The sequence below is a fragment of the Polaromonas sp. P1_G4 genome (assembly GCF_056405475.1).
Genome location: NZ_JBFUCA010000003.1, coordinates 1 through 24,193 on the forward strand (window position 1 = coordinate 1; position 24,193 = coordinate 24,193).

Annotated in this window: 12 protein-coding genes; 6 read left to right on the forward strand and 6 right to left on the reverse strand. The window is 63.7% G+C overall.

Features of this window, described 5'->3' with window-relative positions; all coding sequences use genetic code 11:
- Positions 1 to 637 (forward strand): molybdopterin-dependent oxidoreductase (locus AC1D1X_RS00415; protein ID WP_477697660.1); only part of this gene is annotated, 637 nt, incomplete at its 5' end.
- A 92-nt stretch (positions 638 to 729) separates the two neighbouring features.
- Positions 730 to 1,038 (forward strand): pentapeptide MXKDX repeat protein, encoded by a 309-nt coding sequence (locus AC1D1X_RS00420; RefSeq protein WP_457280520.1) that lies wholly within the window; start codon positions 730 to 732, stop codon positions 1,036 to 1,038.
- 35 nt (positions 1,039 to 1,073) lie between these two features.
- On the opposite strand, the gene AC1D1X_RS00425 is transcribed toward AC1D1X_RS00420, so the two are convergent.
- Complete coding sequence (locus AC1D1X_RS00425; protein WP_477665830.1) at positions 1,074 to 1,271, reverse strand: hypothetical protein; 198 nt, start codon at positions 1,269 to 1,271, stop codon at positions 1,074 to 1,076.
- An 88-nt stretch (positions 1,272 to 1,359) separates the two neighbouring features.
- On the opposite strand from AC1D1X_RS00425, the gene AC1D1X_RS00430 reads away from it, so the two are divergent.
- A complete protein-coding gene (locus AC1D1X_RS00430) occupies positions 1,360 to 1,590 on the forward strand; it encodes a hypothetical protein (protein ID WP_477669223.1) in 231 nt (76 codons plus the stop codon).
- 185 nt (positions 1,591 to 1,775) lie between these two features.
- Here the strand turns inward: AC1D1X_RS00430 and AC1D1X_RS00435 are convergent, their stop codons facing one another.
- The 3 genes from AC1D1X_RS00435 to AC1D1X_RS00445 form a co-directional block, all read right to left on the reverse strand.
- Positions 1,776 to 3,461, reverse strand: a complete 1,686-nt coding sequence (locus tag AC1D1X_RS00435) for a ShlB/FhaC/HecB family hemolysin secretion/activation protein (protein WP_477669222.1) — start codon at positions 3,459 to 3,461, stop codon at positions 1,776 to 1,778.
- Between the two features lie 519 nt (positions 3,462 to 3,980).
- Positions 3,981 to 4,262, reverse strand: coding sequence for a hypothetical protein (locus tag AC1D1X_RS00440; protein ID WP_477697661.1), 282 nt, complete (start codon positions 4,260 to 4,262; stop codon positions 3,981 to 3,983).
- Positions 4,263 to 4,376: 114 nt separating this feature from the next.
- Entirely contained in the window at positions 4,377 to 9,536 is a 5,160-nt protein-coding gene (locus AC1D1X_RS00445; RefSeq protein ID WP_477669220.1) for a two-partner secretion domain-containing protein, read from the reverse strand.
- Between the two features lie 392 nt (positions 9,537 to 9,928).
- Here AC1D1X_RS00445 and AC1D1X_RS00450 point away from each other — a divergent pair, with 392 nt between their 5' ends.
- Together AC1D1X_RS00450 and AC1D1X_RS00455 are read left to right on the forward strand one after the other, a co-directional pair.
- Positions 9,929 to 10,624: a response regulator gene (locus AC1D1X_RS00450; protein ID WP_477659127.1), complete on the forward strand. Its 696-nt coding sequence runs from the start codon at positions 9,929 to 9,931 to the stop codon at positions 10,622 to 10,624.
- A gap of 12 nt (positions 10,625 to 10,636) precedes the next feature.
- Entirely contained in the window at positions 10,637 to 12,610 is a 1,974-nt protein-coding gene (locus AC1D1X_RS00455; protein WP_477669219.1) for a sensor histidine kinase, read from the forward strand.
- A 180-nt stretch (positions 12,611 to 12,790) separates the two neighbouring features.
- On the opposite strand, the gene AC1D1X_RS00460 is transcribed toward AC1D1X_RS00455, so the two are convergent.
- Entirely contained in the window at positions 12,791 to 20,032 is a 7,242-nt protein-coding gene (locus AC1D1X_RS00460) for a two-partner secretion domain-containing protein (RefSeq protein ID WP_477697662.1), read from the reverse strand.
- A 590-nt stretch (positions 20,033 to 20,622) separates the two neighbouring features.
- Positions 20,623 to 23,241 carry a two-partner secretion domain-containing protein gene (locus tag AC1D1X_RS00465; protein WP_477669217.1) on the reverse strand — a complete coding sequence of 873 codons (2,619 nt, stop codon included), beginning with the start codon at positions 23,239 to 23,241 and terminating at the stop codon, positions 20,623 to 20,625.
- Positions 23,242 to 23,697: 456 nt separating this feature from the next.
- On the opposite strand from AC1D1X_RS00465, the gene AC1D1X_RS00470 reads away from it, so the two are divergent.
- Positions 23,698 to 24,192 carry a hypothetical protein gene (locus AC1D1X_RS00470; RefSeq protein ID WP_477669216.1) on the forward strand — a complete coding sequence of 165 codons (495 nt, stop codon included), beginning with the start codon at positions 23,698 to 23,700 and terminating at the stop codon, positions 24,190 to 24,192.
- The last annotated feature ends 1 nt before the right edge of the window (position 24,193 follow it).

A 24,193-nucleotide genomic window follows, 5' to 3' on the forward strand; every position in this document is an offset into this window, starting at 1 on the left:
CTGCATGCTGGACGACAGCGAAAGCGTCAACACCGCTCTCGGCAAGATCTCGCGCATCAACGACGAGGTGCAGGGCTTGCTGTTTGATCCCAACCGCCTGGCGCCGACCTACCCCGAATCCATGATCACCCGGCCTTTCCCCTTTAACGCCTACTACGGCGAGGACGAAATCCGGGAAATCGAAGAAAGCAGCTACCGGCTGGAAGTCACGGGCATGGTGTCCGACAGGCGCAAATGGGCGTTGCCCGAGTTGCGCGCCATGGCACAGGTGGACCAGGTCACCCGCCACATCTGCGTGGAAGGCTGGAGCGCGATCGGCAAATGGGGCGGCGTGCACTTCGGCAGTTTCCTGCGTCATGTGGGCGCCGACCTGAGCGCGAAGTACGTCGGCTTCAAATGCGCCGACGACTACTTCACCAGCATCGACATGCCCACCGCGCTGCACCCGCAAACCCTGCTGGCGCTGACTTACGACGGGCAGCCGCTGCCACCCAAATACGGCTTCCCGATGAAGCTGCGCATGCCCACCAAGCTGGGCTACAAGAACCCCAAACACATCCAGGCGATTTTTGTCACCAACACCTACCCTGGAGGCTACTGGGAAGACCAGGGCTACAACTGGTTCGGAGGTAGCTGAGCGCTGCTCAGAGACCCTGCAACGCGGGCAATCATTTAACGATTGCCTTTTTTCAACAATCCATTCATTCACTACCACTCAAGGACAACACCATGAACAAATTGACTGCAACCCTCCTGTCTGCCTGCATGCTCTTCGCCGGCGGCAGTGCCATGGCGCAAGACGCGATGAAAAAGGACGCCATGGGCAAAGACGCCATGGCCAAAGACGGCATGAAGAAGGATGCGATGAAAAAAGATGCCATGGCCAAGGATCCGATGGCGAAAGATGCCATGGGTAAAGATGCCATGGCGAAGGACGGCATGAAGAAGGACGACAAGATGGCCATGGCCAAAAAAGACAAGATGAAAAAAGACCCCATGGCCAAGGACGCCATGGGCAAGGACGAAATGAAAAAGTAAGGCCGCTGCGCGCCGCGCCGCTTGCGGCCGGCCCGCTATGTCCCATCTGGGGCCGGCACAACCGGCTTGAGCCACAGCGCCGCGGCGTCAGCGGGCGCCATGCGCCGCAGGTTCACGTCCTGCCAGATGACTGCTGCGACCTCTTCAAGCTGGTCAGGCCCGACGGTGTGCCATCGCTGGTGCAGCCTTTCAGCGCAGCGGGCAATCCATTCGGGTGGGGTGTTTGTGTCCATGGGTAAATCATAGTTGAAGACTGTATATATGTACAGTACCATTGTTCTTCAAAGTGATTCCATAGAACAACCCAACCCAGAGACTGACATGCAGCTTCTACATGACCCGCCCACCAGGCCACCCTTCACCCCTGTCACCCTGGCCACGCCAGTCACTCCGGTCATTCCGTTTACCCGGCCACCACAGGGCCGCACCTCTGCCAACTGGCCGTTTTACGTACAAGCCCCTAAGCAGCTCTCAAGCGATGTCAGGGCAAACGCCTTGCGCGTCCTGGAAACCTCGGCGCGCTATTTTTTCAGCGCGTCCAGCGCGCGATAGTTTGCGCCCCTTGTTCCACCGCGTCCCAGATCGCCAGGCCGCGATGCTTTCACACAGCAACTTGCAAGGCGGCGCCACGATGGCGCTATGTTTTTGATAGCTGCTTGCGCCCGTCCTTATTAGCCAAAAACCCGATTTACTTCGGAGATTTGAGAACCGCCGGCAGGCTTCAGATACCAGGCCCGTCAGAACGCCATGGACGCCTGCAGCCACAGCGTGGGCCGCTTGGCCGACGAGGCCGGGATGGAAGTCGGCAGTCCGCCGTCAGTGCGCCAGGCCAGCGAAGAACGCAGCTGCACACCCGCCAGGCTGGCATTCAGGCCAAAGCCCGCGCCGGCCAGCTGGCGGCTGTTGGAGGCCGCCGCGCCGAAAGGGTTGCGGTTGATGGTGACCTTGCCCCAGTCATAGAACACGGTAGCCTGCACATTGGCCATCACGTTGTGGCGCAACTCAACCGTGCCGCGGTAGCCTTCATCGCCGCCAGCCTCACCCTGCGGATAGGCGCGCACCCCGTTGACGCCGCCCAATGAGAACTTCTCGGATGAATCCAGGTTTTTGCTGGCCAGTTGGCCCGTCACTGACACGGCCAGGAAGGTGCTGTCGGTAAAGCGCTGCAAGCGACTGGCGCCATAAGAAACACGGGTGTAGCTGCCATTGGACTGTGCCGAGGCCGCGTCAATGGCCAATGCGGTGGGCGAGTTGATGCGCAGGTTGCCCATCGCTACCGACAGGTCCAGGCCGGTGATGCCCCCGCCGCCCAGGGCATCCTGCAGGTTGCCTGAAAGGCCAAAGGTGGTGACCAGGACTTTCTTGGGTGTGAAGGTAGAGGTCGCGTCTACATAGTCTTTGAGCTGCTTGTCTTCCACCGACACTGTGCCGTTCAGGTTTTTAAGCTGGCTGCGGATGAAGGGGTAAGCGGCAAACAGGCTGGCAGAGGTGGCCGTGCCATGGGCCTGCAGGGTTTCAAACTCCTGGCCCAGCTTGTAGCGGGTGTCGAAGTAGGCGGCGCCTACCTTGAGGCCGTCGCTGCCCACAGGCAACTGGTAGGCCAATCGCGTGAAGCTGAGGTTGCGGCCGCTGGTCAGTGCATTGACGGTGAGCTGGTCACCGATCTTCAGCGGGCTGACGAGGTTGAACGTACCGGCCACGCGGTATTCGCCGGTGTAGCGGCTGCCGTAGTTGTCGACCACGACATTGCCGCTGTAGGGCTTGGCCGGGTTGACCTCAATCAGCAGCTCGGACGTCCCCACGCTGGCGCCGGGCTGCAGCGTGGCGCGCGAGGTGCTGACGCCGGGCGTGTCCTGCAGCAGCAACAGGCCGCGGTCAATCTGGTCGGACTTGATGACGTCGCCGTCCTTGACCTGGCCCAGGTAGGCCTGCGCGCGTTCGTCACTCAGCAGCGACTGGTTGTTGATCTTGTGGCTGGAAATGCGCCCTTCAATCACGCTGATGGTGACGGCGCCGTCGGTGATGTCCTGCGCGGGCAAATAAGCGCGGGCCACGGCAAACCCCCGGCTGCGGTAGTAGGCCGTGATGCGGCGGGCGGCGGCATTGAGCTGGCTCAGCGAGCGCTCCGCGCCTATGAGGCCGGCCACCAGGGGCTGAAGTTCGCTGGACGGGATTTCCTGGTTGCCGGTGATGGTGATGGACTTGACGAGCACCCTCGCCTCGCCTTTCTGGCTGGGGTCGGCTGACTCTTCGATGCGCTGCAGCGGAACGCTCTGTGGCGGCGGCAAGGCGGGCGCCTGCTGCAGGTCGCGCAGCACCTGGCCGGCGTCAGGGACTGGGGCAGTCTGCGCCCAGGCGCCGGTATGCAAAGCTACCAACAGGGCTGAAGCCAGCGCGGAAAGGGGTAACGAATTCTGTTTCATTTTTTCGCTCTACTTTTTTAATGCTCATCCAACACAAGCCACTGCTCCTTCATGGCAGCTGACCATCCATACACCCCATCACCCCCCCGGGCCATGGCTTCGATGCCCCGGGCGACATCCTGCAATTGTGTGTACCCGACTCTCATGCAGCCATACTGCGGATGCAGTACGTCCAGCGTGACCGCTCCGGCAATGTCGCAGAGACAGCTCATCCTGTATGTCCCCATTTTTAGGGACATGAAACCAATCGTAACTATATCTGCCGGTTTTGCCTGTAGCACAAATGCGCTATGAGGCCCACCCTAATCCGTCGCCCAACGGCGCCCCAATTGATGTAAGCGCTCAGCCCAACCAGGGATTCCCTGCAGGCTCCGAAATGGCCAGGCCGCGCATCCAGCTTGCCATCGTTGGGGGACGACTTGGCTTTCGCGGAGTCATTGCTACATTTTTAATAGCTGCTTGCGCCCGCCCATAAATGGCTACAGCCCGACCGAGCTAATGAAGAGCCATGAAAATGGTTTATTCACAAGTGGCACGGCTAWCGCTTTTGGGCATCAATAAACCGCAGCTGACGATACTGACCAGCGAGTTCGACAGCCTGGCGTTGCCGCTGTCACCGCTGTTGCCGTTACTGCCGTTGCCATTCCCGCCCGCCTCATCGTCGCGGTTGTCGGGCTCAATGAAGCTGGCGGGGCCGCTGTTGACCGTCTCGCGGCTGGTTTGGTAGACGGTTTGCAGCGCGATCCTGTACTGCACTGTGTCTGGCGTGCCGGGCGTAGTACTGCCTTTACTGGCAGTCACCAAAGGCAAGCCAGTGGCCAGCAAGGTAACCACACCCGTGCAGGCTGCCTGCGCAGAGTCTCACCGCAGGCCCACCAGGGCCTCGCCTACCCCGCCTCCTCCCCAAGCTGCCGCCTATTCGCCTCTGTCCTGGCGGGCTGCCTCTGCGGCGGCATTCAACGCCTTCATGCGCGCGCCATCATCCAGTATGTTGAACGGATCGTCGTCCACCGCGCTCGATATGCTGCCTGTGCCATCTCCATTGGCGCTATCGGCGCCACCCGTGACGCCACCCATGGCATTGCCCGTGCCGGCAATGGCGTTGAGCGCGGTCACATAAGGCCCATCCAGCGCTGCCGTCACGCCGAAAAGGGATGCAGGCAAAGGCGGCGTACCGGTCATCGTCAGCGTGCCGTTGGTATAGACGACGTTGTAACCCAGGGCCGATGCCAGCGTGCCCTGCGTGATGGCATGTGTGGGGCTRGTCGTGGCAGCGCCTGTGGGCGCCGACAGCGCACCGTTCAGCGCAGTTGCCGCGGTGTCGCCCGCCACCAGGCCGCTGTTGACGGTGTAGGTGAGGGCCGGGTCGGCGCCGCCGTATGCCTTGCTCACGTTGTCGCCGCTCACGTTGAGCGTCGGCACAACGCTGTAGACAAAGCGGTTACCGGTGAGAGAGGCCATTGACGCATCGCTGGGCGCATTGGCGGCATAGGTGCGGCCAAAGGCGTTGCCGGTGGAAACCAGGCCGCCCAGGGTGCTGGCAGCCGGATCGGTCGAATACACGAGGAAACGGCCGCCCGCGCCAGGATTGAGCGCGCCAGCCCCGGCGTTGTTCACAAGGTTGCGCCCGGCGGCCAACACCAGGGAATCATTGGCCGCGCTGCCGGAGGTGACGGTGTTGTTCAAAGTGAGGTCGCTGGCCGCCCCTGTGGTGCGCACCAACACCTTGCCGCTGGCAGTCAGCCCTGCTGTGTTGACGGTGCCAATGGCCAGCGCACCGGCCTGCGAGTAGCTGGCGTTGCCTGTGTTGCCGGCCAGCGTGGTCACCGCATTGGCGGCGTTGGTCAGTGCGTGGCTGCCCGTGCCCAGCAGCTCCAGGCCGGTGGCCGTGATGCCCGCGGTTTGTGTGCTGGTACCGGCGGTGCTCAGCGTGAGTTCGCTGGCCGTCAGCGCGCCGTTGATGGCGATGTTGCCACCGGTCGTGATCAGCTTGAACTTGTCCTGCGCATTGCCGAAGGCGTTGTCGACCGTGATGCCGGCCGCGGATGACACGCTGACTGTCTGCGCAGACCCGGCGTTAGTGCTGATGGCGAGATTGCTGGTACTCAGCGCATTGGCGGCAGTGAGGCTGATGTCGCCCGCAGCGCCAGGTTCTGTGGTCGCCAGCGTTTGCAGGCCGGTCACATTGGTGCCCAGCGTGATGCTTTCCCGTGCGGTCGCGTTAAGCGTGGTGCTGGTGATGTTGTTGGCCGCGCCATTGGCGTCAAGGATGGCTCCGAGCGAGGAGCTGAGAGTGACCGAGCTGCCGGACACCGTCTTGACCGCCAGGGCGAAGGCAGCGGTGACGTTCACCGCGCCCGTTGCACTGACGTTTTCCAGGGTGCCGCCGTTGGCCAGGTCCAGGTTGACCTGTGAACCGGCGCCGCTCGCCACCGCAACGACCGGGCCGGTCGTGTAAATGGTGATGGGGCGGGCGGTGCTGGCGCCTATGCTGCCGTTGCCCGCCTCCAGGTAGACCGAGCCACCCGAGAGGGGATTGATGTTGGTCTGGACAGTTTGCGTACTGATGCCGCCCGTGGCCACCATGCTGAAGCCGGCGGTGCCCGCAGTCGTACCCGTGGCGTTGCTCAAAAAAGGCATGTAGGAGCCCACCATCAAGATATTGCCCGTGTTGGCGATATCGACGCGGCCGGCGCTGTTGAAGCTGCCCTGGAAGCTGGCGGTGGCGGCGGTGTTGCGAAGGGTGATGTCGCCCGATGTACTGTTGTTAAGTCTGCCGAAATTCTGGATCTGGTTGCCTGCGTTGGCCAGCGTCATGCCCCCGAAACTGGTGGCCTGCAAGGTGTTCGCGACGATGGCCTGGGTTTGCGACAGCGCGCCGCGGCTTAGCAGCGCAACAAGACCGGTGCCGGACTGGGTGATGCCGGCCGTTCCGTCCACCGTCCCCACCGACAAGGCAGAGTAGGAGCTAACCTCGAAATTGTTCGTTCCGTAGGCGCGACCGCTGACCTGGCTGATCTGGTTGAGTGAGTTGTCCAGGATGACGGTTTGTGCATCGGCCTTCAGGTTGGCAACCGTGAATGCCGCTGTTTGCGAGATGCCCGAACCTGCAGCGTTGCTGTTTATCAGGCTCAAGCTGGGTGCGCTGGCCAGGTTGATCGCGCCGCCGGTGTTGCCGATGACTATGCCGCCTGTATTGGAAGTGCTGCCGATCGCGATCACCGACGCGGTGATCCGGTTAAGCTCGGCGTTGCTCAGGTTCATGGCGGCGGTTTCTGATGCGCCGCCGAGTGTGATCGGCTGGTTGGCGCTGAAGATGTCCGTGTTGACCAGCACCTTGCCCGCGCCCGCGTTGACGGCGGAGCCGATGTTGATGCGGTCGCCCAGCAGCGTGATCGCACCGCCTCCGCTGGTGATGCTGGCGCCGTCGATGTTCAGGGCGTAGCTGCCGGCCGGCGCAATTGCACCCGTAGGAAAATTCATTCCGCGCAGCGTCATGGCCGCCGTGTTGGAGTTGATGCTGCCGCCGGTCAGGCTCACGGCATGACCCCCGCCCATAGAGCTTGTCCCACCGAGGTTGCCGATCATGGTGATCTCGCCGGTCGAGTTGATGCTGCCGCCCACCATGGAGATGCCGGTAATGTTCGCCGTTCCCCCGTTCGAACTACTGAACAAACCCGTACTGTTAAAACCAAGCCTGCCCGCGACGATGTCTGCGCCGGCATCGATGAGGACGCCGGAGCCGCTGATCCCGGCAGCATTTAACGAGGACGATCCGTCCAGCGTGATGCTGCGCAAGGTGCCGGACTGCACTTTTCCTCTTGCTATCAGGCCCTTGACCTCGGTGGCGGCACTACTGACACCGGCCCGGCCGGTAGCGGTGATATAGCCGCCGGTGCTGGATACCTCCGAGCCGGTGCCGAGTTCCACGCCGGCAGTACCTGCCAGGGAAAACAACCCTGTACGCCCGGTGATGTCGATATTGCCCGCACCTGTGATCCTGGCCAGAGAATCCAGCCGTACGCCGCGGGCCACCTGAGCGATGACCCCGGTCATGCCTACGTCACCGGCGATGGTGACGGTGCCGGTGCCGCCGGTCACGCTGGAATTGGTGACGACCACGCCGCCCGAAGAGCCGCCCGTGGCGCTGCCACCGCCATTCACCAGTCTGCCGGTGATGTTTATCGTTCCGCCCCCGCTGACGCCGATGTTGGTTTGCGTGGCGCCTTCATTGACGAGCTCGAGCGCGTGGTGGCTCGTCCTGGCACCCGACGCTTCGACGGTGATGTTTCCGGTGCTTGCCACGCTGGTGCCCGCCAGCTTCACGGCGCTATCGGCGCTGTTGATGTTGGCATTGCCGCTGGTAAGCGTGGAGCGGTCCAACAGCACGCCATACTGCGACTGGTCTGTCGTGGTACCGTTGATGGTGAGGGCGCCGGTGCCGGCGTTCAGGGTGCTTTGGGACACCCGCACGCCCGAACTCCCGGCCTGGCCCGCGCCGGTCAGCGTGATCGCGCCTCCGCTGGTCTGCAGGACCGTGTTGCTGATATCCAGCGCGCCGGCGGAGTTGAGATTGATCGTGCCGGCGCCGCCGGTCGCGGAGATGGCGGAGGTCTTGATAGCCTGGGTGGCCGCCGCTGTGGTCACGCTCGCCGAGCCCCCGCCGGAAACCTTGAACGCCAGGCCGGCGCCGTGCGTGCTGCCCGTGAGGTCGATGCCGGTACCGGTGGGACCGGTGGTTCTGATGGTGAGATTGAGGCCACTGAGGAGCTCTACATCGGCATTGCCGAAAGTGCCCGTGACGTTGATCGAATCCGTGGCCTCAATAACCACGTCGGAACCCATCGCTTCAATCGTGTCCTCGTAAATGGTGTCGGCGGCCCCGCCTGTGCCGCCCGCGATGGTCATCGTGGCCGGGTCGAGCAGCCAGGTGCCGGTCTTGCCTCGCGGCGCCAGCGTGTTCACCCTGAAGCCCGGCAGGATTTTGAAGTGCGCGGCGCTTGTCTCGATAAAGCCGCCGTCACCGCCATCCGGGGCGCTGGCATCCAGCGTACCGCCCATGTTGACCATGCCGTGCTCCATATCGCCGATCAGCATGATGCGGCCGGCCTTGTTGGCAATCGTCTTCGCTTCAATGACGCCGGTGTTGTTGACGGTGCCCGTGGTGAGACTGTCGAGCGCTTTCGCGCCCAGCAGCACCTGGCCGCCGTCGGCCTTGATGAGCTGTTTGTTCTCGGCCAGTGCGTTGATCGCGCCCTGATCGATGCTGTAGCCGAGCAGGCTCCCGTTGTCCAGGTTCAAGGTGACTTTGTTGCCCGCAGCCAGAAGCGCCGTGCCAAGGCTTGCGGTCATCACGCCTTCGTTGCGCACTTCCGGTGCCAGCAACGCCAGGTAGCCGCCGGGAGCCGCCGTCAAGGTGCCCTGGTTGACCACAGAGCCGCTGCTGCCGTTGCTGCTGAAGACGTGGTTCCCCGCCATGAAGTCGGCATTGCTCATGCTCAAGGTAGAAGCCACCAGTCCGCCGACGTTGACCTGTGAGCCGGCACCAAACAACACCCCGTTGGGATTAAGAATGAAGACCTGGCCATTGGCAGTCAGGCTGCCGAGCAGCTCGCTGGGGCTGGCGCCGGTGATGCGGTTCAGTGCAATCGCTGAGGCATTGGGCTGGTTGAATCGCAGCGCCTCGTTGGCCGCAGTAGACAAACTGGTCCAGTCGATGGCCAGGCGCTGGCTGGCCTGGTTGATGGTGGTGGTGTTGCCTAGCGTGGAGACACTGCCGCTACCCGCCGACACACTGGCATTGGCTGCATCGGCCGCATGCGCTTCATGTGTGAGCACCGCCAGGGAGGTAAGCAACACCAGCGCCGCGCGGCAGGCCGTATTGAGCCTGAAGTCCGCGCCACCGCCATCGACGCCATGGCCTCCTTCCGCCTGCACGTCATCCCACTGCACGCTGCCGCGCGCCGAGCCACCCTTGCTTCTGCCCTTGGCATTTTCCGCCACGGCCACCCACAGATTCAGGGCGGTGTTCCAGACAAGGCGGTAAATACGGTTCATGCTGGCGTGACTTTTCATGGAGGCTTTCGTTGGCGGGTGGAACTTGCAGCGAGCCAGGTTGCCCGCCAATCAGTCGGGCCAGCGCCCCGGATGTTGTGGAACGCCTTGCCCGACTGGCCGTCATCGTACGAATCACGAAAGCCGCTGTCTGTAGCGCATATGCGCTACGCCAGATACCTTCAGGGGCCCCGTTCTAGAGACGAGATCGGATTGCAGACCAATAAAAATAGGCGCGAACAGCTATCAAAAATATAGCAAACCGGTCGGCCGGGTGGCATGATGATCGGCACCGGCGGGCAGCGAACAGGCCCTGCCGGTGACCAGACACCCGTTACCGGCCTGCACGTAGAACAAACGAGCTACACAAATAGCGAGTCGTGCGCCCGAAACCGTCGCAAAATGTCTGCCTGATGAATGCACCTTCCGCTGAACAAGACCTGCCCGTGATCCATGTCGCCATCGTCGAGGACGATCCGGGCTTTCGCGGAGCGCTGAGTCGCGTGGTGCAGGGCGCTTCTGACATGCGCCTGGTGGGCGCGGCGGGCACCCGTGCCGAAGGCTTGCAGATGCTGAAGCAGCCGCCGGCCGATGTGCTGCTGGTTGATTTGGGCCTGCCCGATGGCTCGGGCATTGACGTGATCCGCGCGGCTTCCCGACAGTGGCCGGCCTGCAGCATCATGGTGAGCACCAATTTTGGCGACGAGACGCATGTGATGCAGTCGATCGAGTCCGGCGCTGCCGGCTACCTGCTGAAAGACAGCTCACCGCTGAAGATGGCGGCCGAGATCCGCAGCCTGGCCAGCGGCGGCAGCCCGATCAGCCCCATCATCGCCCGGCAGGTGCTGGCACGCTTTCGCCGCAGCACCGCAGCTGGCGCCGGCACGACGCCCGCCGATATCGACGCGTCATCGCTGCTGTCGGCACGTGAAAAAGAAGTGCTGGACTACATCACCAAAGGCTTCACTGCGGTGGAAATCGCCAGGTTGATGGAGTTGTCGCACTTCACGGTGCGCACTTTTGTGCGGCGCATCTACAGCAAACTCAAGGTTACCTCCAAGGCTGAAGCGATCTACGAAGCCAGGAACCAGGGCATTTTGGCGCAGTAGTTGCCCGCGCGAATGCCTTTTCATCACCACCGCCTCCTGCGTTTTTCGCCCCGCATAGCCGTAGCGCTGCTGGCAGCGGCTGCGGTGCTGACGGGTCTTGTCGCCTGTGACTCTGCGGGCACCCGCGCGGGTGGCTCCCCCAACGCAGCGGCCCTGCATCTCACCCAGGCTGACTGGCAGGTGCAAACCGATGCGGGCTTCACCTCGCCACCGCTCACTCTCGACGGCCAAATCCTGCTGGACCGCTGGCAACCCGTTACGCTGCCGCATGCCCTGCCCATAGCGTTGCTGGGACAGGCCCGGGCTGCAGCATCCGCCAGCGTGGCCCCCGTCACACGCACCAGCTGGTTTCGACTGACCGTGCCGCAGGCCCCGGCATCGTCCACGCCACTGGCGCTGTATGCGGCCCGCGTGCGCACCGACGGCACCCTCGCGGTCTATGCCGACGGTCATCTGGTACACACCGCTCAGCAGCAAGGCCCGTTATGGAACAGCCCGCACACGCCGATGTGGGTGCTGCTGGAGAAATCACCGGACGGCCGGCTGCCGCACGAGATCACACTGCGCATCGAGCACACGGCTGCGACGCAGGTGGCGCTGTCATCACTGTGGCTGGGCCCGGTGGATGCCATCAGCTGGCGCTACCACGGCCGCCAATGGCTGCAGCAGGAATTGCCGGGCATGTTCAGCTCGGCTTTCCTCGCGGTCGGCATCTTCGCCTTGCTGGTGTGGTTGCGGCGCCGGCATGAGCCGGGCTATCTGCTGTTTTTTGTGCTGGCGGCCATGTCCTTCATGCGGGGCCTGCATTTTTATGTGAGCTTCCCGATTGCCAACGACTGGTTTGCCTGGTTCACCGTCAACTCGCTGTTCTGGCTGGTCACGGTGGTGCACTTTTCAATCGGCCTGCTGCACCGGCGCCAGCAACTGTGGCTGACGCGGGCACTGATCACCGCGTCCGTGCTGATGGCCCTGCTGACCCTGCCCCTGTGGTCGGCCCTGCCCAACACGCCGAGGACCACACCAGTGCTGTATGTGGTGGCCGCACTGATGGGCGTGAGCGTCAGCGTGGCGGGCGTCATCAACGCCTGGGGGCGCTCTCGCAGCGCCATGGTGGTGGCCATCGGGACGGTGCTGGCCACGCTCTTTAGCGCGACCGACTGGCTGGTACAGAACAATTTCATCAGCCCCGAAAACTGGTATCTGGGCCCGCATACCAACGCGATCACCTTCAGCGTCTTCGGTTATGTGATGTACCGCCGTTACACCGGCGCCATTGCGGAAGTCGAGCAGGTCAACGCCAGCCTGGCCGAGCGCCTGCGGGCACGCGAAGCCGAACTTGAAGCCAGCCACCGCAGCCTGCGCGAGATTGCCCAGCAGCAGATGCTGAGCGATGAACGCCAGCGCATGATGCAGGACATGCACGACGGCTTGGGCTCGACGCTGATCAGCGCCATCCGCTCCATCGAAGGCGGCGGCATGAGCGACGAACGCGTGACGCAGACCCTCAAGGACTGTATGGACGACCTGAAGCTCGCCATCGACTCGATGGAGCCGGTGGAGGCCGACCTGTTGCTGCTGCTGGCCACACTGCGTTTCCGGCTCGAACCCCGGCTGGAAGGCACCGGCGTCACGCTGCTGTGGGAAGTGCAGGTACTCCCCACGCTGGACTGGCTGAACCCTTCCAGCGCGCTGCACATCCTGCGCATCATCCAGGAAAGCGTGGCCAACATCCTGCGCCATACGCATGCGACCGAGATCCGCTTTAGCACTGCCATCGAAGGCGCCGGGGTGCAGGTCATCATCGAAGACAACGGCCAGGGCTTTGATGTCGACCAAGCCTTTGGCGACGCCGCGGGGAAAGGCCTGCAAAACCAGCGGCGCCGCGCGCAAACCATTGACGGCACGGTCAACTGGCAATCGGGGCCGGCGGGCACGCGCTTTACCTTGTGGCTTCCATTGGCCCCCACAGTCACTCACTCCGTGTAGTTCCTTGCCCCCCGAGGGGGCCGCCCGCCTGTGGCCCGGCAAAGCCGGTTCCACGGCTCATGCTGGTTGAAGAGTTCTGTGCGCACAAACGGGGGCCGCGGGACTGGCTTTGCCAGACCGCAGGCGCCGCCCCCTGAGGGGGGAACAGGCTACACGAAGTGAGGCTGGACGGGGGTGGGCTTATTCCTCGTTCGTGTTTCCGGCTTCGGCAGCGGCAGCTTTCAGGGCGTCACTGGGGTCTGCACCACCTCCCTGCGCGCCGCCACCGTCACCTGAAGCGCCAAGGCTCGCGATGTTCCGTAGCGCGCTCAGATAAGCGTCGCTTGCCGGGCTGCCGCCTGGCACTACCGGCACCGGTACAGGCGCTGCTACCGGGTTGATGGTCAGCACGCCGTCGACATAGGCCAGCGCGTAATTGCCGGCACTGTAGCCGCCGGGCGTAATGGCGTAGCTGCCCACAGCGCTCGCGCCTTGCGAACTGCCGCCGTAGGTCAGCGCGCCGCCCAGCACGGCAGCCGTTTCGCCGCCCACAAAGCCGCTGAAACTCACGCCGTTTCCGCCGGTATAGGCTGCGGCGCCCACGGTCCGGTTGTCATTGTTGGCCGTGACGCTCAGGTTGGCCTTGTTGATGTCGGCCGTCGCCGTGACGGGAGCCGCAGCCAGCTGGTAGTTGCTGGCCAGGCCGCCCGCGCCGTTGGCCAGGCCGTAAGTGGCGGTCACGGTCTTGCCGTTGGCGGCATTCGCGTCGGAGAAGTTGGCACCCGTGGAATTCAAGGTCAATAGCTCACCGTAGGCCAGGCCCGTCAGGGTGCCGACGTTGCCGAGGGTCGCTGTTGCGCTGCCATCGTAGGTTTTGTTGTTGGCCGCCATGCCTGTCACGCTCACCGTGGCTTTGCCCACCGTCAGGGTGCCGTTGGTGTACGCAATGCCGTAGCCCAGGGCTGAAGCCAGCGTGCCCTGGGTGATGGCGTGCGTGCCCGCGGAGGCCGCGGAACCCGTCGGCGCTGCCAGCACGCCGGCCAATGCGGTTGCAGCCGTGTCGCCGGYCACCAGCCCGGAATTCAGTGTGTACGTCAGGCCTGGGTCGGCCGCGCCATAGACCTTGGCCTGGTTGTCACCCGTGATGGTGAGCACCGGCGTCACGCTGTACACCATGCGGTTGCCGCTGAGCGAAGTCATGGATGCATCGGTGGGAGCATTGGCGGCGTAGGTACGGCTGAAAGCGTTGCCGGTGGAGGCAAAGCCGCCAAAGGTGTTGGCCGTCGGGTCGGTCGAATACACCAGGAAGCGGCCCGCGCCCGGGTTCAGCGGCGTGGCGCCGGCGTTGTTGATGAAGTTGCGCCCGGCGGCCAGCACCAGCGAATCATTGGCGGCACTGCCGGAAGTCACGGTGTTGTTCAGCGTGATGTCACCCGCAGCGCCGGTGGCGCGCACCAGCACCTTGCCGCTGGCAGTCAACCCTGCCGTGTTGACGGTGCCGACGGCCAGCGCGCCGGCCTGCGAGTAGTCGACGCTGCCGGTGTTGCCTGCCAGCGTGGTCACCGCGTTGCCTGCATTGTTCAGMGCATGGCTGCCGGTGCCCAGCAGTTCCAGGCCCGTAGCAGTGATCGCCGCGCTCTGTGTGCTGGTACCGGCGGTGTTCAGCGTGAGTTCGCTGGCCGTCAGCGCGCCGTTGATGGCGATGTTGCCGCCGGTCGTGATCAGCTTGAGCTTGTCCTGGCTGTTGCCGAACGCGCCGCCCACCGTGATGCCGGCATTCGAAGCCAGGCTGACGGTCTGGGCGGAACCCGCGTTGGTGCTCACGCTGAAGTTGCCGGTGTCGATGGCATTGGCGGCGGTGATGCTGATGTCACCGGCCGCGCCCGTGGTGCTCAGCACCTGCGCACCGCTCACGTTGGTACCCAGCGCGATGCCGTTTTGTGAGGACGCCGTCAGAGACGTCCCGCTGACGTTGTTCGCCGCGCCGTTGCCGTCGGTAATGGCACCGGCCGCGGCGCTGAGGCTGACCGAGCTGCTCGACACCGCCTTGACCGCCAGGCTGCCGGCCGTGGCCGTGACATTGACGCTGCCCGCCGCGAATATGTTTTCCAGCGTGCCGCCGTTGGCCAGGCTCAGGTTGACTTGCGAGGCGCCGCCTGCCGCCACCGCAGTGACGGACGCAGCGGAAATACCCACGGCGCTGGCGGGGCTGGTGCCCACACTGCCTGCGCCGCCGTCGAGGTAGACCGAGCCGCCCGCCGAATTGCTGATGTGCGGGGCCGCACCGCTGGCCACAATGCCCTGCGAGCCCTTGATGCGTACCGCCGCTGTGCCGGCGGTGGTACCCGTGGCCGTGCCGTCGCTAGTGATGCCGCTTGACGCCAGCGTGACCGTGCCGATGTTGTCGACGTCAATGCGGCCCGTACCGGTATTGGTGAGGGACGTGAGTGTGGTGTTGATGCCGTTGCGCAGCACGATATCGCCCGCGCCGCTATTGGTCGCCGTAAAAGCGCCGATCTGGTTGGCAGCCAGGTTGAGATTGATGCCCCCCACACCGCTGCCGGTGAAACTGCTGGCAACAATGGCCTGGGTCTGCGCGATGGCGCCGTTCAGGTTGGTGAGCGCGGTGGGGTTGCCGCCCGAGTTGATGCCGGCGTACCCGTCAACCGTGCCAACCGTGAGCGGCGCAGCCTTGCTGCTGGTAACGGCGAATGCGCCGGTGGTAGAGCGCCCGCTGATTTCGTCGATCTGGTTGCCGGCGTTGGTCAGGGTCACGGAGGAACCTACCGCGTTGAGCTTGCCCACACTGATTGCTCCCGTCTGGCTGATGCTGCCGGCATTGAGCAGGCTGATGACCGGCAAAGGCCCTGGCGCAGCCGTGATGGGGCCAGCGATCTCAATACCGCCTGTGCTCGTCAGGGTGCCAATCTGCAACACACCGGCCGTGATTAAGCCCAACTCAGAGGCCGCCAAATTCAGTGTCATGGCTTCAATACCCCCCACACCTGACTCGAGCTTGATCTCCCGGTTGGAGGTAAAAGGTGCAATCACCACCCGGCCGGCCCCTGCATTGACCGCACTGAGAATCTCGACCCGGTTGCCAATAATCTGGATTTCGCCGCCACTGCTGGCGACCGTCGTACCGCCGAGATAGACATCACGGGCAGCCACAGGCGCTGGCGCAGGCACGCCGGAGCCACGCAAGACGATGTTCGCGCCATTGGAGTTGATGGTGCCGCCCTCCATGCGTAAAGCGCTGTTGCCTGAAGCGGAGTTGGCACTCATGGCGCCAGTAATATCTATTGCGCCTGTAGAGCTGATGATGGGGCTGGCACCGGGGCTGGAGGCGACGATGGATGTGCCAATGACGTTGGTGGCAGTCGTCGAAGAGTTGACGGTGCCCACAATGGTCAAACCACCCGTGCCGGCGAGCAGCTCTGCTGCCCCATCGATCAATATACCGGTGCCCGAGGAACCGCCCACGGTCGCCGTACCGGTGAGCGTGATTTTCTTGCTGGCGCCGGACTGCACCTTGCCGCTGACATGCAGGCCCGTYCCGGCAAAGATGGATGGATTGTTCAGCGTGCCGGTGAACGCAATGTCTCCACCTGTGCTAGAGACCTCCGCCCCGCCAGCCAACTGCAAACCCTCGCTGGTGGCCAGTGAACTGGTGCCGACCCGGCCCGTGATGCTGATGTTGCCGGCCCCGGTAACTTTCGCGCCCGAATCCAGGCGCACGCCGCGTGAAACCTGCGCCAAACCGGACGGCACGCCCGCGTTGCCCGAAATGGTGATCGTTCCGTTGCCTGCGGTGATGTTGGAATTGGTAATGACCACGCCGCCCGCCGAGCCGCCGGTGGCGCTGGCGCCGCCGCTCGTCAAGTCGCCGTTGATGGTGATGTTGCCTGTGCCGGTGGTAGTAACGTTCGATTGGGTAGCGCCGTTGTTCACGATCTCCAGCGAATGCGTAGTGCTGGCGCCTGCCGCGCTGAGCACGACGTTGCCGCCGGCCGCACTGACCTTGCTGCCCAGCACCTGGATGCTGCCATTGGCCGCTGCCAGGCTGACGTTGCCGCCCACGACGCTGTTCTGTATGCCATCGCCCTGCCCCAGGTCTGTTACCACCAGCGTGCCCGTGCCGGTGTGCGACAGTGCAATATGGCCGCCGACTGAATTGATGGCGCTCAGGCGCGCCGCATCAATAGCCGCTRCACCGCCGATGCCATTGCCTATGCCGCCTGCCRCCGTCAGCATCAGGTCACCCGTTCGCAGCGTGGCGCCGGTCTGCACGTTGATGGCGCCGCCCGAAGTGACGCTCAAGCTGGTCAGCGCCGTGGTGGCGCCCACCGACGCATTGAAATTGGTGGCCCCGGCGCTCGTGGTGCTCAGTGCGTTCGCGCCATCGACCGTGTTGGCGAATGTGATACCGCCGGCGGTGCTGACCAGGCTGACGGTGCCGGCAACCGTTACCGCGCTGTTGAAGGTTTGTGCGCCGCCCGTCTGCAGCGTACCGCCGAACAGGTTGATGCCGCCGCCCGCCGTCAGCGCGAGTCCGCCGCTGAAGGTTTGTGTGCCCAGGTTGATGATCCCGGTGTCTTTGATCAGCGTCAGGGTGCCGGAGTAGCTGGGCGTGGTGGGAAAGGCAAAACCGCTGCCATAACGGAAGGCCATGTCTCTGACGCTGYCACTGCCGTTCACCGTCACGCCACCGACGAAGGTGTTGGCCGAAGTGCCCAGCAGCACGTCCTTGCTGCTGCCGTTGAGCGTGAACGTGGAAGCACCCGTCACATTCAATGCGCCGGCCTGCGAAATGGAGCCGGTGCTGGAAGTCGCCGTCAGGCTGCCGCCCACGGTGGATGGGCCCAGCACCAGGTCGTTCACATTCCGGATGGTCACTGCATTGACGCCGGAATTATTGAGCCCAACCGCACCCGTGAAATTGTTGCCCGCGTTGCTCAGGTTTATCACGCCGGCGCCGCCGTTGATGGTTACCGCACCCGCGCCGGCGGCCTGCGTGATCGCGCCCGTCTGCGCGATGTTGTTGCCGCTCAGGCTCAGCGTGCCGCTGCCGACAGACACAGTGCCCAGGGTCAGCGCACCGCCCGCATTGTTGATCGCGACGTTGCTTGCACCGGAATTGGTAACGCTGACCGCACCGGTGAAATTGTTGGCGCCTGTCAGGCTGACCTGGCCCACGCCGGCATTGACGGTCGTCGTGCCGCCCGCGATCAGGACGCCGGCGGTTTGCTGAACGCCGGTATTGTTTGCAATGAGCGTCAGGTTGCCCGTCGCCGTGAGGTCCCGGTTGATGTTCAGGCCGCTCGTTGCAGTCAGGCTGAGGTTGTTGGCGCTCAAGGCGCCGCCCAGGGAGAGAGAGCCGCCCGACAAGGTCAGGTTGCTTGGGCCGGTGTTCAGGGCGCCCAGCGTCGTTAGCGTGCCGCCACTGGCCGCCAGGCTGACGTTCTGGTTGGCGCCCGTCAGGGTCAGGGCATTGAGGTTGAGGCTGCCAGTCGCGCTGACGTTCACGTCCTGGGCTGCCGTAATGGAAGCGTTGCCAATGGCTGAGGCACTCAAAAAGTCGACCTGGCCACCTCCGCCTGTCCCCAGGGCGGTCAGGTTGAGCGTGCCTATGGCATTGGAGAAGCTGTTGATGCGTATTCGCCCATTGCCCGTGTTGCCCGCAGATGCGGTGAAGCTGCCGCCGGGCGCAGTCATGGTGGCATTGACGGCGCCGGCATTTCCCCGAATGTTGGTACCCGCGTACAGGTCAAAGGAGCTGGCCTGCCAGTCCACGCCGCTATTCATGACCACTTCACCCGTGGTGGCTCGCAGCTTTAAACTGCCGGCAAAGATTTGCCCCAGGCCGTCGGTGCCGCCGATGCTGCCGTCGGCCGTCATGTCCAGCGCACCGCCGTTCAGGTTCAGGGTTCCCGTGCCGGTGATATCGCCGGCAGCGTTGGCCGTCACAGAAAGAGTTGTGGAAGGCCCGCCCACACCGATATTGCCGTTGAGGAGGATGTTGCGCCCGGCGGTCATGGTCATACCGGCCGCGCCTGCATTGGTTTTGGTGATGTTCGCGCCGGTATTGATGTTGATGTCGCGTTCGGCAGTCAGCGTGAAGGTGTTGTTGTCCGTCCGGTTGATCGCCTGGTTGACGTGGATGTCGCCGTTGCCGCCGGCCGTGCCCATGGTGGCGGTCTGGATTTCAAAGTTGCCGCCAGTCAAAGCGGCCGCGACGGCAGCAGCCGTCATGTTGCCCGTGGCGGAGATGGTGAAATCGTTGGGGTCTATCAGCCATTTACCGGTGTTGCCGGCTGAAGCCAGCGTGGTGACCCTGGCGCTGTCGGCCACCTTCACATGCGCGGCGCTGGTTTCGACAAAGCCGCCATTGCCGCCATCGGGGGCAGAAGCATCGAGCGTGCCGCCGACATTGACCGTGCCCGTTTCCATATCGCCCATCAACAGGATGCGGCCGGCCTTGTTCTGCAGGGTTTTGGCTTCAATGACACCGGTGTTGTTCACCGTCGCCGTGGTCAGCTGGTCCATGGCTTTTGCGGACAGCAGCACCTGCCCGCCATTCGCCTGGATCAGCAGCTTGTTTTCGGCCAAGGCATTGATCGCGCCCTGGTCGATGCTGTAGCCCAGCAAATTGCCGTTGTCCAGGTTCAGGGTGATTTTGTTGCCGGCCGCGAGCAATGCGGTTCCCAGGCTGGCGGCGATCACGCCTTCGTTGCGTACCTCGGGCGCCAGCAAGGCCACATAGCCGCCCGTGGCGGCCGTCAGCGTGCCCTTGTTGGTAACCTTGCCCGCGCTGCTGCCGGTGCCAGCTTGGCCGGGGTCTGTGCCAAACGTGGTGCTGCCGGCCATGAAGTCGGCGTTGCTCATGGAAAGCGTCGAAGCCACGAGGCCGCCGACATTGACCTGAGACCCCGCGCCAAACAGCACGCCGTTCGGGTTGAGGATGAACACCTGGCCATTAGCCGTAAGGCTGCCCAGGAATTCGCTCGGGCTGCTGCCGGTAATGCGGTTCAGCGCGATGGCCTGCGCATTGGGCTGGTTGAACACCAGCGCCTCATTGGCTGCGGTGGAAAGATGCGTCCAGTCGATCGCCAGACGCTGGCTGGCCTGATTGATCGTGGTGGTGGCGCCGCTGGTGCTGACGTTGCCGCTGCCCACCACCACGGTGGAATTCAGCGCATCGGCGGCATGCACCTGCAAGTTAAAGACGGACATCGCCAGCAGCATGACCACGGCGGCGCGGCACCGTGCATGCAGGACAAAAACGAAGCCCTCACGGGGGCCGACGGAAGCAACTTCAACACCGCCGCGCGCGGAGCCGCCCCTGCTTCGGCCTCTGGCGGTTTCAGCCACAGCCACCCACAGGCCCAGCGCTGCGTTCCAGACAAGGCGGTAGATGCGGTTGATGCTGGCGTGACTTTTCATGGGAGTCTTTTCGGAAGGTCAGGAAATCCGGCTACCGCCTGGGCGAGCGGTGGAAAAAAGACGAGCAGCCAGCTCGCGCATGTAACCATAAGTATCCACCAATTGAACGTCCGGATGTATGGTTAAAAGGCGGCGTGTGGCATTTCGGAACACCGGCCTGGCCATGCGGGCACAGGGCCCCACTGGCAAAAAATTTTGCTATGCTTTTAATAGCTTCTTGCGCCCGTCTGCATTGCCTTACAGGCACTTTTAATGCTAAAAAAATAGCCAAAATTGCCTGAAAAGCAGTTTTTCACCGTTTTTCCGGCCCCATTGGGTTCGTTAGATGCAAAAAAGGCATTTTTTGGTCGATTTTTAAGCATGAAACCAGGACTTCAGGCAATACAGACGGGCGCAAGCAGCTATCAAAACAATAGCATTCAGAGCTATGCGTACAGCGCTCGACGGCACGGCGGCCTGGCAGTCAGCGCCTGTACCTGAAAAGCCCCACGCTTTTCACTTTGTGTAATGCGCTGCCCCTCCCAATGGGGCGCTGCGCCTGCGGCCCCTGCTGGTCTGAAGCCAAGGAAGCCGCTGCATGCGCTTGAGAGTTACTCGTTCTCGCCCGTGCTGCCGGCTTCGGCAGCGGCTGCCCTCAGGGCATCGACCTGCGCATCGGGGCTGGGGCCGATGCGGGGGTTCGCGGAGCGGTTCACGCCGGCCAGGTAGATCATCGCGCTGCGGTAGGCCTCGTCGATCAGGAAGTTGCCACCCGAAATCGTCAGCGTGCCACCCGTGATGTCATAGCCTTCCTGGCCCGACCAGGCGAAGTAGCTGCCGGGGTTGGTGCCGCTGGCGGCCGTGACGCCCGGCGCACCGGCGCCCGACTGCTGCGCACCGTTGTAGGCCACGCTGGTGTCGGGCAGCGTGAGCGGCTGCAGAAAGCTGCGCAGCAGCGGGCCGGTCTGGCCTTCATAAATGCGCCACGAGGCCGTGGAGCCGCCTTGGGTGGTGATGTCCCAGCCGGTGAAGGTGGCCGCCTGCATCATCTGTGCGGTGGTCTTGCCGGTGCCGCCTGCGCTGCTGCCCTGGCCGGACGTGTTGACGTCCCAATAGCTGTTGTTTGTCGCGGCCGTTCCGACCTGTTCGGCCACCAGCCCGCCTGCCATACCGGTAGCAGTGACGCGGCCGGTGCTGTAGGCGCGCGTGATGATGCCGTCCAGCGAGCTGCCGACCAGCCCGCCCACCTTGTCGTCGCCACTCACGGCGCCGCTGGCGTACGCGTCGGTGATGCCGCCCTGGCTGAGTTCGCCCACCAGGCCGCCAACCTCGTCAATGCCCTGCACCGTTGCCGTGCTGTAGACATTGCTGAAGGTGGTGCAGCAGCCCTGCCCCGCGATGGCGCCCACAAAGTCGGCGCCGGTGATGCTGCCGCCCACCAGCCCGAGGTTCTGGATGCTGGTGCTCTGCGTAAGGCCGAACAGGCCCACGAAGTTGTCGCCCGGACGGTTGATAAAGAGGTTGCGTATCTTGTGGTTGAGGCCGTCGAAGCGGCCCTCAAAAATACCTGGTGCGCCAACGCCACCCAGGGTATCGAAACCCGCGCCGGCGTTCCAGTTCACCGTGTCGCTCGCGTCGATGTCGGCGCCCAGCACGTAGTTGCCGGTGGGATTGCCGTTGATGCCCTGCAGGTCGGTGCCGGTGGTGCTGCCTGCCACGCCCAGGCTGGTGATGACTTTGTACGGGTCCGTGACGCCGTCGCTGCCCAGCCGGGTGCTGAAGTTGTCGCCAGCCCGCAGGTTGACCGGCGCGCGCACGTTGTACGTTGCAGTGTTCCCCGCATTGATGGCGCCCAGCCCGTATTCCAGTGCCAGCTTCCCGTTGGCGTGCTGCGAGGTGATGGACGCGTTGATGTTGATATTGCGCCAGGCGCTCAAGGTCAGCGTGGTGCCCGCGTTCCAGGTGAAGGCCGCGTTGACGTGGATGTCGCCGTTATCCGTGCCGCCTGCATTGTTGGTCGCCAGCGCCACATTGCCCAGGTTGAGGCTGGCGGCCAGGGTGCCCGCGCCTATGCCGCTGCCGGTCAGCGCACCGCTGCCCGCGGCGATGGTGAAGTCGGTCGGGTCTATCAGCCATGTGCCGTGGTTGCCGCCACCGCCTGCAGAGGCCAGCGTGGTGATGACAGCGCCGTCGGCCACCTTGACGTGTGCCGCGGACGTTTCGACAAAGCCGCCGTCACCGCCCGTGGGGGCCGATGCATCCAGCGTGCCGCCTGCGTTCACCGTGCCGGTGTCCATGTCGCCCATCAGCAGGATACGGCCGGCCTTGTTCTGCAGGGTTTTGGCTTCGATGATTCCGGTGTTGTTCACCGTGGCCGTGGTCAAGCTGTCCATGGCTTTCGCGGAAAGCAGTACTTGCCCGCCGTTCGCCTGGATCAAATGTTTGTTCTCGGCCAGCGCGTTAATGGCGCCCTGGTCGATGCTGTAGCCCAGCAGGCTGCCGTTATCAATGTTCAGCGTGACCTTGTTGCCTGCGGCCAGAAGTGCAGTGCCCAGCGATGCCGTCATCACGCCTTCATTGCGTACTTCGGGCGCCAGCAAGGCGAGGTAGCCACCCTGCCCCGCGTTCAGCGTGCCCTGGTTGACAACCGAGCCGACCGAGCCTGTGAACACATGGTTGCCGGACATGAAGTCGGCATTGCTCATGCCCAAGGTTGAAGCCACCAGTCCGCCCACGTTGACCTGGCTGCCCGCACCAAACAGCACGCCGTTCGGGTTGAGGATGAACACCTGGCCGTTGGCCGTGAGGCTGCCAAGCAGTTCGCTCGGGCTGCTGCCGGTGATGCGGTTCAGCGCAATGGCCTGGGCGTTGGGCTGGTTGAACACCAGCGCTTCATTGGCACGGGTAGACAGGCTGGTCCAGTCAATCGCCACGCGCTGGCTGGACTGGTTGATGGTGGTGGTGTTGCCCACCGTGGCCAGGCTGGCGGCGCCCGCAGACACGCTGGCGCTGGCGGCGTCTGCGGCCCGGGCCTGCTGGGCACCTCCGGCAAGCAGGAGCAATGCAGCGCTGCAGGCGGCGTTGAGTGTGAAGCCGCCCGTTGGCCTGGCACAGCGTCGGGCGCCACTCTTGCTGCGGCCCCTGGCGTTTTCGGCAACCGCTATCCACAGGCTTGACACTGCGTTCCAGACGAAGCGGTAAATGCGGTTGATGCCGGCATGGCTTTTCATCTGTAGCCTTTCGGGACAGGACGGGCGGCAATGCCCACAGGATATCTCTTTTCCTGCCGGCGATGGCCTGCCATCTGGGGCCACAGGCCCATGCGCCGCGCATGACAAATGCCATATTACGACGCCCCGGACCGGCGCGATAGCCTGGGTTTCGCGCATGGCGCAGCCCTGGGAGCCCTACTTGCTACAGTTTTGATAGCTGCTCGCGCTCGTCCTTGCTGCGCTACAGCCTGATTTTGCTGTAAAACTCAAGAATTGCGGCCGAACAGCCCTGCGCGAGTTACCTGCAGGGGGCGGGGCCGCCAGGGTCCAAGCCCCTGTCCGCTATGATTTTTATAGCTGCTTGCGCCCATCCCCATTGGGCTCAGGGCTTTTTTTCTTAAGAAATAACACCTGGCGACAAAGGGATGGCTCGGCGCAGGGGAAGTCACGTTGTGGCCTCTTCATAATCACCCCATGAAGTTTTCACACAGCTATCCCCATTCCATGGCCAGGAGCCACCCCTTGCGCAAATTCACCGGTTTGGCCCTTGCCACCTTGTTCTGCGGCCTCGCCGCTGCGCAGACGGCCAAGCCCACACCGCCCGCCCCTGCGTCAGTACCCTCGCCCCAACCCCTCGTTGGCACCTGGAGCTGGACGCTGGCAGGAAAAGCCTGCACCGAAACCTGGCAATACAGCGCCAAGGGCACCCGGCTTAACACCAGCGGCGAAGAAGTCACGCGAGGCGACTACGAAATATCCGCAGCGCCGAGTGCGCAGGGGTTTTACCGGCTCACCGACACCGTGACCGACAGCAATGGCAAGCGGGACTGCTCAGGCGACCTGCATGAAGCGTCGGACCCGCCGGTCGTGCGGTTCATCCAGTTCAGCCCCAAACAGGATCAGCTCATAGTGTGCAAGGAAGAGTCGCTGCAGGCCTGCTTCGGGCCCTTGAAGCGGATGCCGGGCTAGC

What these genes read in the sequence shown, in the direction of transcription:
- AC1D1X_RS00435 (WP_477669222.1), bottom strand. Translation starts at nt 3,461, where the DNA reads ATGAAACAGAATTCGTTACCCCTTTCCGCGCTGGCTTCAGCCCTGTTG.
- AC1D1X_RS00430 (WP_477669223.1), top strand. Translation starts at nt 1,360, where the DNA reads ATGCAGCTTCTACATGACCCGCCCACCAGGCCACCCTTCACCCCTGTC.
- AC1D1X_RS00465 (WP_477669217.1), bottom strand. Translation starts at nt 23,241, where the DNA reads ATGAAAAGCCATGCCGGCATCAACCGCATTTACCGCTTCGTCTGGAAC.
- AC1D1X_RS00420 (WP_457280520.1), top strand. Translation starts at nt 730, where the DNA reads ATGAACAAATTGACTGCAACCCTCCTGTCTGCCTGCATGCTCTTCGCC.
- AC1D1X_RS00470 (WP_477669216.1), top strand. Translation starts at nt 23,698, where the DNA reads ATGAAGTTTTCACACAGCTATCCCCATTCCATGGCCAGGAGCCACCCC.
- AC1D1X_RS00455 (WP_477669219.1), top strand. Translation starts at nt 10,637, where the DNA reads ATGCCTTTTCATCACCACCGCCTCCTGCGTTTTTCGCCCCGCATAGCC.
- AC1D1X_RS00450 (WP_477659127.1), top strand. Translation starts at nt 9,929, where the DNA reads ATGAATGCACCTTCCGCTGAACAAGACCTGCCCGTGATCCATGTCGCC.
- AC1D1X_RS00425 (WP_477665830.1), bottom strand. Translation starts at nt 1,271, where the DNA reads ATGGACACAAACACCCCACCCGAATGGATTGCCCGCTGCGCTGAAAGG.